Genomic DNA, 15,036 nt, shown 5'->3' on the forward strand with positions numbered 1-15,036 from the left:
AACATGACAGAGCATCATTCACAGGCGATACGCAGGACTGTGATTCTATAAGGCTGATGAGAGAGGTGTAAGATATTATACTCTGCCGCTCAATGAGTGGTTAAACAGCAGTGGAGCTGATCTCATCGTATGCCACCTGCCTGATGAGTGCAGCAGCAGGAAGGGTCAGCATAAAAGTAGTGCCTTCATCCTTGTTGCTTTGGAAAGTAAGGGTTCCTTCCATGATGGCCGTAAATTCCTTGCAAAGCGTCAAGCCCAGGCCTGTACCTTTTTCTGACGCGGTACCGCGCCGCGACCCCGATTCAATGGAAAAAATGCGGGATTGCAACGAAACGGGAATGCCGATGCCATTGTCTTTCACCGTGATCACGCAATGCTTATGATCACGCGAGGCGGACAGGCGCACGTTACCTCCTGAAGGGGTGAACTTAATGGCGTTCATCAGCAGGTTGCGAACCACCAGCTCCAGCATCTGCGGATCTGCGGTTACTGATATCTCCGGCGAGATGTCTGCCGACAAAGTGATTTGCTTTCTGTGACTGACATTATGGGCCAACTCAATAACATGGTTCAACGTGTCTTCCACAAACAGTGGCTGCAGGTTGGCTTTAAAGTTGTGCCCCTGGCTTTTGGTCCATGATAAAATATTGGAAAGCATGAGGGAGGTGTTCTTCGTCATGACCAGCAGCTGGTTGTTCATGGCTTTTTTCTCCTCTTCGTCCAGGTCAAATTCGGCCAGCAGCTCGAGGTAACCCTGTAAAGAAGCTAAAGGTTCTTTCAGATCATGGCCCAGGATGGAAAGGAGCTTGTTCTTCGTTTGATTGGCCTTTTCCAAAGCGGCCGATTGTGCGATCAGCTCTTCACGTTGCTTGTGATAAGCCTTGCGCACATAACCCGCAATCAGGAAAGCAAATGCGGCAATGGCACAGTAAGAAAACAGTAAGTCGACATACTGGCTGATGTCGTCGGTATAAGACATTTCAATCGTTCCCGGCCTGAAAAATTCGATGGTCATCAACGTCGTGATCAGTAAGATATTGACCGGAAGCCATACATAATACTGGCGTGGAGGGATGATCACTACAGAAACCAGGAAGGACAACAGGAACATGGCATAGGTGGGCCCTTTGATGCCGGAATTGAAATAGTAATTGCCAACGAGTGCAAGACATACGAACACCTGGAAGATAGCTACGCAGGTTTTGTAATGTCCTTTAAACCTTGACATGTAATACAGCAGCGCCGTTGCTAATACTACTACGAACAACAGGATACAGAGCTCCGGCATCTGCAGGAAGTAGTTGATGGGTATGCTGATCGAGAGGCAGAATATAACGGCCAGACAAATGGCGTGAAAAATGCGTGCTTCAAGAGTGAAAGAATCTTTTTGACCGATTAGCCAATTCCAATGAAGACCCATACGATTTGTTTAAGGACTTAGGGCAGTTGATAAAGAAATGCAATACCGTGCCGGCAACACCTCATGTTCCATTTCAATTTTGCGGCGATAAAGATATTCTATTTTCCGCTGATTACCAGTAGTATAACAGGTTCTGATTTTTATGTATTTATAAAGAATCGTAAATCAGTACTTAACCCAGGTTAAGTATTTGCTGCCATCAATGTGGTACATTCGTTTTCGGATCGCGAAGCGCGAGGTTAAGCGCTCCGGATAAAATTGGATCACCTATCCGGACGTATATCAGGGTTTTTCATCGGATGGCGATCCTGATTAACAATCAATAAAAGTTCACGAAATGAAACCGACATGATCAAAATTTTCATTTATATAAGAGGAAAAGAAAATTTGGATCATCAAAGGCACCATTCGACAAAAATTAATAAAAGTTTACGAAATGAAAACATTAAAAGCATACGCCATTGTAAGTGCAGATTCCGATCTGAGCATTTTCAGGAATATCGCTGCATCGATCGACCGGCTCTCTGTAACATTTGAGAGTGATGTTGAAGCGGCTATCACAGCGCTCAACAGCGATCACTTTGACTTACTGGTCATAGACAAAGCGCTGTCTCATGCTGATTATAATAAACTGCACAAGATGGCGGATATTCTGCATCCCGATGCGGCATTGATCGCTTTTGTGATGACGGACGAAGAGTTCATCAGATATAAAATGGCCGGGCTGATGGCGAAATGGATGGATGCGAACAGCGAAGCAACCACCCGGTTTATCGATAATCCTAAAATGTAATGAATAATATGAAGCCTGAATTTGAGCAGCTACCCCTTCACATTAATGAAGAGAAGCAACGATTTGAATTGGAAGTGAACGGCCATGTGGCCTTTATAGAATATGAGATCGATGAAGATGGCATTATGGCGCTTACGCACACCGAGGCTCCGGAAGCGCTTGAGGGTACGGGCGCTGCCGCAGCGCTGGTGGAAAAAACCTTCAGCCACCTGGAGGAACAAAAGCAACAAATACAACCGTTTTGTCCGTATCTGTATACTTTTATTAAAAGACACCCTGAATGGAAACGCATTGTCTACAAGGGTTTCCGGGGATATCATCGGTTATAACTTAAAAAAAGCAAACATGTCTAACATTGGTATGATACTCGAAGAAAAGGCGGCCAACATTGGCAATTTCCTTGTCGGCCGCCTGCTGCCTTTTCGCGAAAAGCGATCCGTAGGTCCGTTCGTGTTCATCGATCATATGGGACCGGTGTACATGAAAGATTATCAGAATTTTGATGTGCCGCCCCACCCCCATATCGGCTTATCGACGCTGACCTACCTTTTCGAAGGATCTATCTTCCACCGTGATAGTATCGGGAGCGCCATAGAAATTAAGCCGGGGGCGGTGAACTGGATGACAGCGGGCAAGGGCGTTGTGCATTCTGAGCGCACGCCCGAGTATCTGCGACATACGGATAAGAGTTTACATGGCTTTCAGATATGGGTAGGGCTTCCCAGGGAACTGGAGCAATCGGAACCATCGTTCCATCACACAGAGGCGTCAGAGCTGCCCACCTGGCAGGACGGGCCGTTGTCTTATAAACTGATCGCAGGCGAAGTATTCGGAAAACGGTCTCCGGTACCTGTGCACAGCCAATTGTTTTTTATAGAGATCAAAAGCACGCAAACTGAGAAGATCAGCATAGGCAATGAGCTGTTTGGAGAAGCCGCTATGTATGTGCTCGACGGTACAGTAGAGATAGAAGGTAACACGTACGGGTCGAAACAATTGCTGATCGCCAAAGATGCGTCGCTATGTGAATTCACCATTACAGCAAATAGCACCGTATATCTTTTTGGCGGCATTCCTTTTGAAGAACCGCGTTATATCTATTGGAACTTTGTCAGCTCTGATAAAGACAAGATTGAAGCAGCAAAAGAGAACTGGTACAACCAGGATGCGAATGCATTTCCAAAAGTGCCGGGCGATGAGGATGACTTTGTGCCATTGCCACAATATAACAAAGGCGCTTAGACCCATGTAATACTGACCACTGGCCGGAAGTCCGATCAATCAATGAATCCTGAGGATCGCGCTCGTATGCGAGCGGCAATTTAATGTTGCCCTTGCGGTGGTCGTCCAAACTTTTGAATGTATTACTTTTGGAAAAACTTCCCATGGATAAAGCCCCTGTCAAAAAAACAAATGACCACCTGGCCAATGAACGTACCTTTCTGGCCTGGATACGCACGGCTATCGGTGTGATGGGCTTTGGTTTTGTGGTGGTGAAGTTTTCGATGTTTGTACGCCAGGTGTCCATCATGCTGGGCCGCGAAACGGTCGTTCAGTCAAAGGGCCATTCGGCGGCGATCGGCGTGGTACTTGTGGCAATCGGGGCGCTCACATCGCTGCTCGCTTTTATCAATTACAACAAGGTGAAGCGGCAGATAGAAAGCGATGTTTACAATGGTTCAGCACCATTGATACCTGTGCTGACCGGAGGCATCATTGTCATCAGTGCCGTGTTGATCTGGTATCTCATTCAAAGTATTCAATAATTATTCTTACGATGTCGGCTATGGCAGGAAGCACAGCCTTGCGCTTAAAAATTTAACCTCATGCACATGAAAAGAATATTTCCTTTATTATACCCATTGTTTTCTCTTTGTTTTTTTGGTTGCGCCAACGGGCAGACCGAAAAGACGCAACTTGACGCGGCAAGTTTCCAGGAAAAGATCAAATCCACACCGGATGCGGTCGTTCTCGATGTCCGTACTCCCGAAGAGTTTGCCAAAGGCCATTTGCCGGAAGCCATCAATTATGACTGGAATGGCAAAAATTTTAAGGATCAGGTAAAAGGACTGGATCCATCAAAACCTTTGATGGTCTATTGCCTGAGTGGCGGCAGAAGTGCAGAAGCAGCGGCTGAGCTTCGCCGGCAGGGATTTAAAAAAGTCTATGAACTGGATGGCGGCATTTTAAAATGGCGGGCGGCAGGGCTGCCTGAAGAAAAAGCGGCTGCGCCCCTTGCCGCAGGGATGACCCGCTCCCAGTTCGACGCGATGATCGCTTCTGACGAACCGGTCCTCGTGGACTTTTATGCGCCATGGTGTAAACCCTGTAAGAAGATGGAGCCCTATCTGAAAGAAATAGGGCAAGACATGAAAGGCCGGCTGAACGTGGTTCGGATTGATATTGATGCCAACCCGCAGCTAAGTAAAGAGCTGGGCATTGCAGCGCTGCCGGTGCTGCATCTTTACCAGGGAGGGAAACAGACCTGGTCCTACCAGGGATATATCGGGAAGGACGCCGTTCTGGCGCAGCTAACCAAAGCTGGGATCCGGTAGCGCATAGGGTCGCACTTCTTTCAGTATTTGTCCGGACTCTAAGATCGTGGTGCCGCTATGATGCTTCTTCGCATAGGCCAGCATCAGCCTGGCCAAATGACTTACCGGCAATGGCGCCAGTCTTTTCAACATCCCCAGGCGATTGAAGAAGTGTAGTATGGATTCGCTTATTTTTTCACCGGTCCGGTCGGTTCCCGGCCTCGACAAAAGTCCCGGCCTGAAAATGGTCAATGACTCAAAGCCTAAATGCTGGATAGCACGCTCCAATTGACCTTTCATACGTGAATAAAAAACGGGAGAATGACTATTGGCCATTCCGGCTGAGATCAGAAGAAACTGAGGTACTCCATTTTCGCGGGCTGCTTGCGCAAAGGTATGCTGGTATTCATAATCCACTTGGTGTTGCGCCTCCTTGCTGCCCGCTGCTTTCAAAGTCGTGCCCAGGCAGGAAAATGCGGCATCGCCGGTAACCAGCTGTTTCCATGACTCGGGCCGGTCAAAATTGATGATCTTTACGGAAAGCTTGTTGTGCGCGGCTTTCAGAGGTTTCCGGGTCAGTGCGGTCACCTCGGTGATGCTTTCGTCAAGCAACAGCCATTTCAACAATTCACTTCCCGTAGCGCCTGTAGCCCCGATTAAAACTGCTTTCATGATAAATGAATTAAAACTGATTTAATAATTCTTGACCTTTATTAGTCTCAGCATACAATTTAAGTACCGCATTTCGCTTTTTTAGAAATGCCTTGAGATAAAATGTGAGAAAAAGGTGCTCCGCGATGGTTCCCAGGATGCCTAAAGGAGCTCTGAAATTAAAAACGTCTTTCATCTCGGTCCCCTGCGGCGTGCTCTTAAAAAAATGATCATGCACGAGGAATTTAAATATCCCTTTAACCTGTTCGTCCCTGAAATGGTGTGGCCGGTCAAAAGCGGTGATTTGGGAGGTCAGCCTCTGGCGAATGCCCAGATGCGTGGCTTCCCAGGTTACCGTCTCATTCATGTCCATCAATCCTGAAGTCTTCCCTGCAATCGCTTTCTCTTTTGTTTTTTCAGTAGATATCATATGGATCTCCGGACTTCGAGATAAGTCAAAACAGGTTTCTATATCCGCTTCAATCCATGTGGTTAAGGTAATAACGGGCATAGGATCAACATATAAGGTTGTTTACAAATTATTCCCGCGCGAAGTGAATGCATTCATCAACACCATTGTATCCACGCCTGCAGCTCCGGGGCAGGGGTTCTCCCCGCGGTCCAAAAAATAATCAACCACTTTCCCGATCATTGGCTGTTGTACATGCTGCATCGCGCCAAAATCTGTTGCCTCGGGAATGCCGTTCCTGGTAAGTGTAGCTGTATTGCCAAAAAAGCCAAACTGTATGTTGCCTTCGGATCCGAAAATCGTGCAGGTATCTGTTGCGTCTGTGTCAGCTACGTTAAAGCACCAGGTGCCGTTAAAAACGATGTCAGGAGCAAATGTGATCATGCCCGTCACCAGGTCGTCCGCAGCAGTGGCGCCACGCTGATTGGCAGCAAATCCTGTGTATTGCTTGGCAGGCCCAAACCAGTGTAACAAGATATCCAGCTGATGAGGAGCCAGATCATGAAATAATCCTCCTCCGGACACGGCGGGATCCGTGCGCCAGTTTTTTTCACTGGCGGCTATAAGTCCGGCAGAAGCGCCTTGCAGCAGCTGAAGCTGGATAAAAGAGATATCGCCAATCACCTTTGCTTCCAGCCATTCCCGGATCTGCAGGAACATCGGCAGCTGGCGCCGGTAATGCGCCAATGAGAGCTTGACGCCCTTCTTTGAAGCGTAGGACGCCATTTCGCGCGCCTCGGCGACATTCAGGGCCATGGGCTTTTCGACATAAACAGGTTTCCCCGCATCAATGGCCTCCAATGCATATTTCAAATGGCTGGAGGGAGGAGTGGCTATGTAAATGGCATTGACGTCCGGATCATGGATCAGCTTCGATGCATCGTCATACCATTTTTCAACGCCATGCCGCATGGCATAATCCTTCGCTTTGGCGGCATCTCTTCTCATGACAGCCACCAGGCCGGACCCCGGCACTTTGTTAAAGGCCGGGCCGCTTTTCACCTCGGTGACGTTGCCACAACCAATGATCCCCCATTTTACCTGTTCCATATGATTGCTGTTTGTTGATAGTTGATAGTCCATGGTGGATGGACTATAGACCACAGACCTTTTATGCGGTAAAATACGCCATTTATAAAAACATGGCGGCATATGTGTAACATTCCAGTCAACTTTACGATTACTGATTATGCTTAACACACCAAACCGTTTGTGGAAATATCTGCGTGCCCTCAGTTTGATAAGCGCCCTTGCACTGCCGTTCTCTGAAGCTATGGCCCAGGGCTCCGTCAGGGGAAAATTATTAGAAGCCGGCTCCGACAAGCCGCTCTATATGGCCACTGTAACGCTTTTTAAGGCAGCAGACACGGCCATGGTCACTTACCGGCTGAGTGCTGAAGACGGCAGTTTCCGGCTCCCGGGTATTGCGACCGATGTGCCTTACCGGCTTATTGTTTCTTTTTCGGGGTATGCCGTGCACCGGCAGGAGCTGCAGCTGTCTGCAGACAGCATGGATATCGACCTCGGAACGATATCCATGGAGCCATCGGCGACTGCGCTCGATGAGGTGCTGGTGATCGCAGAGCGCCCGCCAATGGTGATCCGCAAAGACACCGTAGAGTTCAATGCCAACGCCTTTAAAACCTTGCCGAATGCGCTGGTGGAAGACCTGTTGAAGAAGCTGCCCGGCGTGCAGGTCGATAAACAGGGAAATATCATGGTCAATGGCAAGCGGGTCAACAGGATCCTGGTGGATGGTAAAAACTTTTTCGGCAGCGACCCTAAAATGGCCTCGCGAAACCTGCCTTCTAACGTCATTGATAAGATCCAGGTTACGGATGATAAAGATGAGCTGCTGGAACGGGGCGATGATAACCTCAATAATGTGGGCAAGGTGATCAATCTGACCTTTAAAAAAGGCGTGAAGAAGGGTTTGTTCGGCAAGGCATATGGCGGTGGTGGTAATGGCATCAACGGCACGCGCTTTGAAGCTGGAGCCATTGCCAATATGTTCCGCGATACGCTCCAGGTAAGCGCTTTGGGCTATACCAATAACCTCAACCGTCCGGGCTTTGGCTGGTCTGACCTGATGCAGACCGGCGGGTTACAAAGGAACAGGGACGTCAGCGGTGGCGGCAATAACAGTTCCAACAATTCTAACTTCGGCTCTAATATTTCTATTAACGGGATCAACTTTGGAGGCATGTCGCGCCTGGGTGGCGTCACGACAAGCAACGGCGTTGGTCTCAATCTCAACCACTCTCCGAATAATAAGAAAGCGTTCTTCGCGCAATATTACCTGGGCCGCGTCCACACGGACCTGGAAACGAATAATACCACAAAAATATTCAACGGGGACACGGTCATCACCAATGAGTCTTTATACGACGCAGTGGTAAAGGGGATTACGCACACTTTCGGAGCGGGCGTCAACCTGAAGCCCGACACGCTCACGACGATCACGGCCATGGCCAATTACATACTGGCCAACGAAAAGACGAGCAGCGTCAACAACCAGAGCGGGATCAATAATTTTCTTGGCAACCTGAATGACGGAACGGTTACGATCAATGGCAAGACCGGCAATAATATCCTGAGGCAGAATTTTTCGTTGACGCGACTATCCAGGACCAAGTCGGGCAGACGCATTTCTTTTTCGCAGGGTCTGAACTGGAACAGCCGGTCCGTAGATAACTTCACGGACGCCGAGATCCGCTACCGGTATCCTGCCGCTTTTGACAGCTCAACGCACCAGTTGCGCCGGGAAAGCATCCCGACCTGGTACGCCTTTGCCGGTGCCAATTATCGCGAGCCCCTGAGCAAGAGCCTCTTCCTGCGCGCGGGTGCCCGGTATGAGTACGAAAATCTGAAAAACGACATTACGACCTTCGACAGAAGCGGCACGGAATACAACCAGTTTAATGAAGACCTGAGCAGCGGCTTTGCACGCAACAGCAACCGCTTTTTTGTAAGTACCGGGCTGGAATTAAAGTTCAAAGACCTGGCGATCACACCGGGCGTCCGTTACCAGTACCAGCAATTTGATAATCAACTTTCTTTTTTGTCTACGCCGGTCATTCAAAAACTGAATAATATCCTTCCCCAGCTGGAGATCACATATAAGAAATTAACTGTTAACTATTCAAGAGATATTGTACTTCCGGATTATGTGTACATGATACCCGTGCGCAACAATACCAATCCTTACGTAGTCACGCTTGGTAACACCAACCTGCTGCCTGCGGTGATGGACCGTGTCAATGTCAATCTCAATACGTTCAATCCCAAGAACAACCTGAATGTCTGGAGCTGGGCGGAAGCCTGGATCGCTAACGATGACGTGATCCAGAGCATCACCATGGATGAAAGTGGTCTGCAAACCATCGAACCGATCAATGCAGACGGCAGCAAGCGCATTGCTGCTAATTTTGGGCTGAACCAGGACATCAAATATAAAAACAGCTTCACGTTTTCATGGAATGTAGGGACCTGGACCGAATACCGCCAGAACCCGTTTCTGTATAATGCGGCGCCCAGTACCCAAAAAAGACTGATCAGTAATATCTGGAGCAACCTCGGTTTCAACTGGGATGATAAATTGGAACTCGGCCCTGCCTATTCATTTTCTTACATGAACGTGAAAAACAGCAATCCGCTGTTTTCGCCCCAAAGCAGTTTTGAGCAAACGATGGGAATGGAAGCTATCATGCGCTGGATCAAACACGTCATCTTTGATACGGAACTGCGTTACATCAACAACAATGCTTTTACCAACCCTGAATACCGGAAAATGTTTATGTGGAATGCAGGCGTCAACTTCACGTTCTTCAAGGACGAGAGAGCCGTGTTGCGGATCTTCGCGAATGACCTGCTGAACCAAACGCGGAATACAGATATTATCCCGAACCAGAATACGATCCGCACCACTTATTCCAATATTATCGGGCAATACTTCATGGCCACTTTCACTTACAACCTTCGTCCATCCGGAGCCAAAGGAAAAGTGGGCGGCGGCTGGTCGCTTTGGTAGATTAGACAGCTTTGACAGATTCTCTGGCGGGAAGCGTTGTCCGGCACAGTTTTGTATTGTCCATTGGTATGAGGTATTGGCCCATCTTCCTACTGGCAGGTTTCCTGGTATCGTGTAAGCAGCTTCGCCCTTTAATTGCTAAAACTGCGCGCGACAAATACGAAAGCAGTTTTAGTAAGAAAGACAGCTTATTCATTGCCTGGAAGGAGGCGCATGAACGGGCGATGGCGCGACCGTTGTCGGTGAATCTGCCATTTGTAATGAATTTCCAGGCCCAGGAAGTGAATGCTTCTGCGGTATCCTATATCACCGGAATAAAAGGCGGCCATACCATCATTGTTGAAATACAAAAGCCGGATAGTTCGCTGTTTTTCCTGGAAGTTTTTAATGGCCGCGGGATAGGGAATGAAGAGTTGCGTGCAGAACTGACGAATAGTGATAGCCTGGTATCCTGGGTGGCCAAGGAAGATGATAGTATCCGTATCAGCCTGCAGCCGGCACTTGAAGACACGGGTCTTTTCCAGGTAAGGATCTACACGCAGCCGGCCTACCTGTTTCCCGTGGCAGGAAGAGGCAACAGTGCCATGCAAAGCTTTTGGGGCGCAGCGCGCGATGGTGGCGGACGGTCGCATGAGGGGATAGATATTTTTGCACCAAGGGGCACGCCGGTGGTTGCGGTGGCGGATGGAAGAGTAAGCTTCACGGGAGAGAAAGGGATCGGTGGCAAGCAGGTTTGGCTGCGGGAGAACCGCGCAGGATATAGTGTTTATTATGCACACCTGGACAGCGTGTCCGCCGTATCGGGAAGCGCTGTCGCAGCCGGTGACACGCTGGGGTTTGTTGGCAATACCGGTAATGCCGCAGGAGGCGCTACCCACCTGCATTTCGGTGTGTATACCAACAGGGGCGCTATAGATCCGCTGCATTTCATTAAAAAACAACCCATCCCGGATTTTAAACGATTCTCTAAAAAAAATAGTTTGACCCTTTCCCGGGACACGCCGTTGCGCAGTGGTCCGGGCAATAAATACCCCACCATTACCCGGCTGGAAAAGAATGAAAAATTACAGGTGCAGGCAAGCACAGAGAACTCGTTGCATGTATTCGTAAGGGATAGCCTGTCAGGATTTGTTCAACAATGATTTTAGAATTGCAGCGGGAAAAATTGTAATGGTGTTCAAATAAAGAAACCGTCCTTGCTCAAAAGGACGGTTTTTCTTTAACGGGTTAGTTAAAGAGGATTATGCATGTACGCCTTCTTTAATCTCTTCCACCATCTTTTTATTAAATGCGGGCAGATCTTCGGGTGTACGGCTGGTTACCAATCCTTCGTCCACTACGACTTCTTCATCCACCCAATCTACCCCGGCGTTGATCAGATCTTTACTGATGGCCTTTACCGAAGTCATTTTCCTTCCGGTCACCACATCAGCATCGATCAGGGTTTGAGGGCCATGACAGATCGCGGCAACGGGTTTAGACTGACTGAAAAAATCTTTCACAAAGCTGAGTGCTTGATCATTGGTACGGAGTTTATCGGGGTTAAGTACGCCACCGGGCAACACGAGCGCGTCGTAATCATCAGCGTTCGCTTCGTCCAATGTCTTATCGACAGTATATTCCGGACCCCAGTCCTTGTCGGACCAGGCTTTGATACTGCCAGGCTCTATACTTACGATATGTGTTTCCCAACCTTGTTGTTCCAGATGCTCTTTGGGTGATTTCAATTCACTTTCTTCAAATCCATGTGTAGCAAGTATGGCTATTTTCTTACTCATGACTGTACGGTTTTTAGAGGTTAATTATTCGTTGATCAACAGAAGAGGCCCAAAAACCAGACCTGAAAAAACAAATCTTTCCGCTGCATTGTTAAATAAATTTAAAAGAACCGGGAAAGAAGGAAAACCGCTGGTGCGGGATCAGGCAATTCCTATATTCGTGACCTACCAGTTAAAATGACGTATGGAAATGATCATATACTTATCGGCAGGACTTATTCTCGGAGGCTTTATTGGATGGCTGATTGGTAAAAGCCGCGTCCCTGCTGCCGTTCAGCAAGTGAAGGATGAAGAACGAGCGCTCCGGGCTGCGCTGGAAAAGGAGCTGATCGAGCTGAAGGCCGTTCACGCCTCAAGAGTGGAAGCTGCTCAACTTTCTTTTGCAGAAAAGCAACAGGAGCTGAACCTGTTGAATGAACGCATGGCCGCAACACATCACGAGCTGGACACAGCCCGGCAGCAGTATGCTTCGGTGAAGGCCGCTTACGACACGTCACGTCAAAGCCTGATCGAGAAGAACAACGAATGGTTGCGGGCCCGCAGCCAGGCAGAGCAGCTGTCGAAAGAGCAGGCCACACTTCAGCAGCAGTTAGCCACTGCGCTTGCAAATAATACGGCGCTGGATGAGAAGCTGGCTACCCAGAAAACGGAAATGGAGGCATTGGGCAAAAAGTTCAATACGGAGTTTGAAAATATTGCCAACAAAATATTAGAAACCAAAACCGGCACCTTCACCGAATTGAATAAGGCGAATATGAAGACCCTGCTTGAACCCCTGGGCGAGAACATCAGGGAGTTTAAAAAACAGGTGCAGGACGCCTATGGCAAAGAAAGCAATGAGCGGTTTTCCCTGCAGAACGAGGTGAAGAACCTGGTATTGCTGAACCAGCAGTTGAGCAAGGAAGCACAGAACCTGACCCGCGCATTGAAAAGCGAATCGAAAACCCAGGGCCGCTGGGGCGAGATCATCCTCGAGAAGATCCTGGATAAATCCGGTTTGCGTAAAAACGAAGAATTTTTCATGGAGCACCAGTTGTTCGGGCCGGATGGCAAGCCGTTGCTGAACGCGGTGAATGGTAAAAAGATGCGGCCGGATGCACTGATCGTCTATCCCGATAACCGGCATGTGATTGTGGATGCAAAAGTGTCGCTGACGGCTTTCGTCCGGTATGCAGAGGCCGAAGACGAAGCCCTGCAGGAAGCGGAATTGCTTGCGCACGTCAGGTCGGTAAAAGGACATATCGATGAACTGCATGTCAGAGCCTACGATGATTACGACAAGTCGATGGACTTTGTGATGATGTTTATTCCCAACGAGGCCGCTTATTTCGCAGCGTTGAAAGGCGATGCGCATTTATGGGAGTATGCTTACGACCGGCGTATCTTACTGATCAGTCCCACTAACCTGATAGCGGCATTGAAACTACTTGCGGATCTCTGGAAGCGGGAGCGCAATGAAAGGAATAGCGCCGACATCGCGCACCGCGCCCTGAAAATGTATGAAAAGCTGGTGAGCTTTGTGGAGAACCTCGACGCCATGGGAAAGCACCTCGATAATGCGCGGTCTAAATATGATGATGCCGTTAAGCAACTGCATACCGGAAAAGACAATTTCTTTTCCCAGGCAGGAAAGATGAAGCAATTGCTCAATTATAACCGGCCCAAGGATTTTCAGCAATCGAAGCTGGACCTGGGCCTGGATAATGACTTTGAAACCACAACCGGTCAGGAAGAAAATAACACCTTAACAAATTCATAAAAACTAATGCTTTTTTTGAAGCGTCATCTATTTATTATCTAAATTTGATCTTAATAGAAGTTATTTTTATGTCAGAAAATTTGATTGAAAAAGAGGAGTTAACGAACTATACCATTCTGCCCGCTGCAGAAGATAGATCTGATTTCTGGAAGGAAAAGCTGGAGTACGCAGTGAGGTTGGGTAACCAGTTTAAGAGTAAAACAAGCATTACATTCAATACCAGCGAAGGGCCCCGAACCGTAGTCACTACCGTATGGTCGCTCACTGAAAATTACCTGGTGTTAAAGGCGGGGATGTTGATCCCTTTAAACAGTATCATCGACGTTCACTATTAATAGCAGTAACAAAGGCTTCAGGATCCTGCCGGCGCTGCTTCCAGCAGCTCATCGATCGTTTTCCTGATCCAGTGAAACAATTGTCGCGGAGATCCTACAGAATGGAAATAGACTTTTCCATTGGGATCAGCAATCACATGTGTTGGGTATTGGCTGACTCCGTACCGGTGAGCAGCTGACCTGCCGTCTGCTACGATCTGGTAACGAAAAGGCAATTTCTCCAGAAAGCTTTTGATCGAAGACCTGTCGTCCAGGCCGATCGCTATGAATTTCACTTGATCCACATCTTTATACGCTTCCACAATTTCGTTCAGCTCAGGCATTTCCATCCGGCAGGGACGGCAGCCGATGAACCAATAGTTAATCACAAGAATAGAACCTTTCAGATCCTTCGATCGCAAACGGTTCCCGTCAATATCGGTCTCATTGATGGTAAACTCTTGCCCGGTCTTGAAGCATTTACTGGGCTTGGGTTTCGGGTCTTTGGATACTAACCGGTTAAAGTAATCATCACTCATCCTGTAAATAAGAAAAGTGTTGTTGTTGACGCGGTCCTCTTTCAGCGTATACCGGCTGTTGTATGACAGATTTTTCCATATTTCTGTAGCTACCACATCTCCGTTCCAACTAATCACTTTTGATTTTTCGTCCGGCCATCGTTGAGCGTGATGCTCGTCAAACATATGTGCAACGTAACGGCTGCCGTCGTCCTTGTATTTATAGCGCACTAAATAAAGCGGCATGTCTTCATAATACATTGCGGAATCAATGATCCTGCCGGTGCTGTCCCAATGTATGTTAACCCCATGCAGCATGTCATTACTGTAATGAGCCACCTCAGCTATCTTTTTATTTGCGTGATAGGTAGAGCGCAAACCCTTCAAATGACTTAACGTTGAATCCTCGAAGTGGCTGATCAAAAAAAGATGATTGTTGCTGACCTTATAAAACTGCACTAAGAACAGGGAGTCCCTCCGGGTTCCTTTTCCTATGATACTGGCTTCCTGCTTTGGCACCGTTTGCATCTGGTCGTTCAGGTAATAAATGTATTGTTTGTCCTGGGTGAATCCGGTCAGGCCCGTCAAAAAGAAGAAAAGAATAAATACTGATTGAAGCGTGGCTGTTTTCATAAGCTGATTGGTTTGAAGTAAAAAATCAATAGCGGGCCAGTTGGGCCAGCCTTGTAAAATTAAACATTACCAGGCTGGTAAACAAGCTTCTGCGGGTAAAAATGACGCGGCACGATGCACCCGCTTGCAAGCTGGCA

The 15,036-nt window shown here is 48.1% G+C and carries 15 protein-coding genes; 9 read left to right on the forward strand and 6 right to left on the reverse strand.

Features of this window, described 5'->3' with window-relative positions; translation table 11 throughout:
• Nucleotides 1-100: 100 nt before the first annotated feature.
• On the reverse strand, nucleotides 101-1,420 hold the full coding sequence (locus tag ACU37H_RS12260) for a sensor histidine kinase (RefSeq protein WP_472704040.1): 1,320 nt from the start codon (nucleotides 1,418-1,420) through the stop codon (nucleotides 101-103).
• Between the two features lie 436 nt (nucleotides 1,421-1,856).
• On the opposite strand from ACU37H_RS12260, the gene ACU37H_RS12265 reads away from it, so the two are divergent.
• The 5 genes from ACU37H_RS12265 (at nucleotide 1,857) to ACU37H_RS12285 (ending at nucleotide 4,768) form a co-directional block, all read left to right on the forward strand.
• The gene (locus ACU37H_RS12265; RefSeq protein WP_472704038.1) at nucleotides 1,857-2,213 is read left to right on the forward strand and encodes a hypothetical protein; all 357 of its coding nucleotides are present in this window, start codon (nucleotides 1,857-1,859) and stop codon (nucleotides 2,211-2,213) included.
• Between the two features lie 8 nt (nucleotides 2,214-2,221).
• Nucleotides 2,222-2,542: a GNAT family N-acetyltransferase gene (locus ACU37H_RS12270; protein WP_472704036.1), complete on the forward strand. Its 321-nt coding sequence runs from the start codon at nucleotides 2,222-2,224 to the stop codon at nucleotides 2,540-2,542.
• Between the two features lie 16 nt (nucleotides 2,543-2,558).
• On the forward strand, nucleotides 2,559-3,455 hold the full coding sequence (locus tag ACU37H_RS12275) for a pirin family protein (RefSeq protein ID WP_472704034.1): 897 nt from the start codon (nucleotides 2,559-2,561) through the stop codon (nucleotides 3,453-3,455).
• A 143-nt stretch (nucleotides 3,456-3,598) separates the two neighbouring features.
• A complete protein-coding gene (locus tag ACU37H_RS12280) occupies nucleotides 3,599-3,979 on the forward strand; it encodes a YidH family protein (RefSeq protein WP_472704033.1) in 381 nt (126 codons plus the stop codon).
• A 66-nt stretch (nucleotides 3,980-4,045) separates the two neighbouring features.
• Nucleotides 4,046-4,768 (forward strand): thioredoxin domain-containing protein, encoded by a 723-nt coding sequence (locus ACU37H_RS12285; protein ID WP_472704031.1) that lies wholly within the window; start codon nucleotides 4,046-4,048, stop codon nucleotides 4,766-4,768.
• Here the strand turns inward: ACU37H_RS12285 and ACU37H_RS12290 are convergent.
• The 3 genes from ACU37H_RS12290 to ACU37H_RS12300 all read right to left on the reverse strand — a co-directional run bounded on the left by ACU37H_RS12290 (nucleotide 4,745) and on the right by ACU37H_RS12300 (nucleotide 6,917).
• Complete coding sequence (locus ACU37H_RS12290; protein WP_472704029.1) at nucleotides 4,745-5,419, reverse strand: NAD(P)H-binding protein; 675 nt, start codon at nucleotides 5,417-5,419, stop codon at nucleotides 4,745-4,747. The two genes, ACU37H_RS12285 and ACU37H_RS12290, sit on opposite strands and share 24 nt — an antisense overlap.
• A 10-nt stretch (nucleotides 5,420-5,429) precedes the next feature.
• Complete coding sequence (locus ACU37H_RS12295; RefSeq protein WP_472704027.1) at nucleotides 5,430-5,828, reverse strand: SRPBCC family protein; 399 nt, start codon at nucleotides 5,826-5,828, stop codon at nucleotides 5,430-5,432.
• Nucleotides 5,829-5,930: 102 nt separating this feature from the next.
• Complete coding sequence (locus ACU37H_RS12300) at nucleotides 5,931-6,917, reverse strand: Gfo/Idh/MocA family protein (protein ID WP_472704025.1); 987 nt, start codon at nucleotides 6,915-6,917, stop codon at nucleotides 5,931-5,933.
• 139 nt (nucleotides 6,918-7,056) lie between these two features.
• Between ACU37H_RS12300 and ACU37H_RS12305 the strand changes: the two genes are divergently transcribed.
• On the forward strand, nucleotides 7,057-9,897 hold the full coding sequence (locus ACU37H_RS12305; protein WP_472704023.1) for an outer membrane beta-barrel protein: 2,841 nt from the start codon (nucleotides 7,057-7,059) through the stop codon (nucleotides 9,895-9,897).
• 11 nt (nucleotides 9,898-9,908) lie between these two features.
• Complete coding sequence (locus tag ACU37H_RS12310; RefSeq protein WP_472704021.1) at nucleotides 9,909-11,039, forward strand: peptidoglycan DD-metalloendopeptidase family protein; 1,131 nt, start codon at nucleotides 9,909-9,911, stop codon at nucleotides 11,037-11,039.
• A gap of 99 nt (nucleotides 11,040-11,138) precedes the next feature.
• Here ACU37H_RS12310 and ACU37H_RS12315 read toward each other — a convergent pair whose 3' ends face one another.
• Nucleotides 11,139-11,675, reverse strand: coding sequence for a type 1 glutamine amidotransferase domain-containing protein (locus ACU37H_RS12315; RefSeq protein ID WP_472704019.1), 537 nt, complete (start codon nucleotides 11,673-11,675; stop codon nucleotides 11,139-11,141).
• Nucleotides 11,676-11,865: 190 nt separating this feature from the next.
• Here ACU37H_RS12315 and ACU37H_RS12320 point away from each other — a divergent pair, with 190 nt between their 5' ends.
• Together ACU37H_RS12320 and ACU37H_RS12325 are read left to right on the forward strand one after the other, a co-directional pair.
• Complete coding sequence (locus ACU37H_RS12320) at nucleotides 11,866-13,434, forward strand: DNA recombination protein RmuC (RefSeq protein ID WP_472704017.1); 1,569 nt, start codon at nucleotides 11,866-11,868, stop codon at nucleotides 13,432-13,434.
• 68 nt (nucleotides 13,435-13,502) lie between these two features.
• Nucleotides 13,503-13,769: a hypothetical protein gene (locus ACU37H_RS12325; protein ID WP_472704015.1), complete on the forward strand. Its 267-nt coding sequence runs from the start codon at nucleotides 13,503-13,505 to the stop codon at nucleotides 13,767-13,769.
• A 17-nt stretch (nucleotides 13,770-13,786) separates the two neighbouring features.
• Here the strand turns inward: ACU37H_RS12325 and ACU37H_RS12330 are convergent, their stop codons facing one another.
• Nucleotides 13,787-14,899 carry a redoxin domain-containing protein gene (locus tag ACU37H_RS12330; RefSeq protein ID WP_472704013.1) on the reverse strand — a complete coding sequence of 371 codons (1,113 nt, stop codon included), beginning with the start codon at nucleotides 14,897-14,899 and terminating at the stop codon, nucleotides 13,787-13,789.
• Nucleotides 14,900-15,036: the final 137 nt, after the last annotated feature.

Source organism: Niabella sp. ZPM-14 (genome assembly GCF_055693045.2).

Excerpts from the sequence above, each read along its gene's own strand:
- ACU37H_RS12285 (WP_472704031.1), top strand. The coding sequence starts at position 4,046 with ATGAAAAGAATATTTCCTTTATTATACCCATTGTTTTCTCTTTGTTTT.
- ACU37H_RS12330 (WP_472704013.1), bottom strand. The coding sequence starts at position 14,899 with ATGAAAACAGCCACGCTTCAATCAGTATTTATTCTTTTCTTCTTTTTG.
- ACU37H_RS12290 (WP_472704029.1), bottom strand. The coding sequence starts at position 5,419 with ATGAAAGCAGTTTTAATCGGGGCTACAGGCGCTACGGGAAGTGAATTG.
- ACU37H_RS12275 (WP_472704034.1), top strand. The coding sequence starts at position 2,559 with ATGTCTAACATTGGTATGATACTCGAAGAAAAGGCGGCCAACATTGGC.
- ACU37H_RS12305 (WP_472704023.1), top strand. The coding sequence starts at position 7,057 with ATGCTTAACACACCAAACCGTTTGTGGAAATATCTGCGTGCCCTCAGT.
- ACU37H_RS12315 (WP_472704019.1), bottom strand. The coding sequence starts at position 11,675 with ATGAGTAAGAAAATAGCCATACTTGCTACACATGGATTTGAAGAAAGT.
- ACU37H_RS12300 (WP_472704025.1), bottom strand. The coding sequence starts at position 6,917 with ATGGAACAGGTAAAATGGGGGATCATTGGTTGTGGCAACGTCACCGAG.
- ACU37H_RS12325 (WP_472704015.1), top strand. The coding sequence starts at position 13,503 with ATGTCAGAAAATTTGATTGAAAAAGAGGAGTTAACGAACTATACCATT.
- ACU37H_RS12320 (WP_472704017.1), top strand. The coding sequence starts at position 11,866 with ATGATCATATACTTATCGGCAGGACTTATTCTCGGAGGCTTTATTGGA.
- ACU37H_RS12270 (WP_472704036.1), top strand. The coding sequence starts at position 2,222 with ATGAAGCCTGAATTTGAGCAGCTACCCCTTCACATTAATGAAGAGAAG.
- ACU37H_RS12260 (WP_472704040.1), bottom strand. The coding sequence starts at position 1,420 with ATGGGTCTTCATTGGAATTGGCTAATCGGTCAAAAAGATTCTTTCACT.
- ACU37H_RS12265 (WP_472704038.1), top strand. The coding sequence starts at position 1,857 with ATGAAAACATTAAAAGCATACGCCATTGTAAGTGCAGATTCCGATCTG.
- ACU37H_RS12280 (WP_472704033.1), top strand. The coding sequence starts at position 3,599 with ATGGATAAAGCCCCTGTCAAAAAAACAAATGACCACCTGGCCAATGAA.
- ACU37H_RS12295 (WP_472704027.1), bottom strand. The coding sequence starts at position 5,828 with ATGATATCTACTGAAAAAACAAAAGAGAAAGCGATTGCAGGGAAGACT.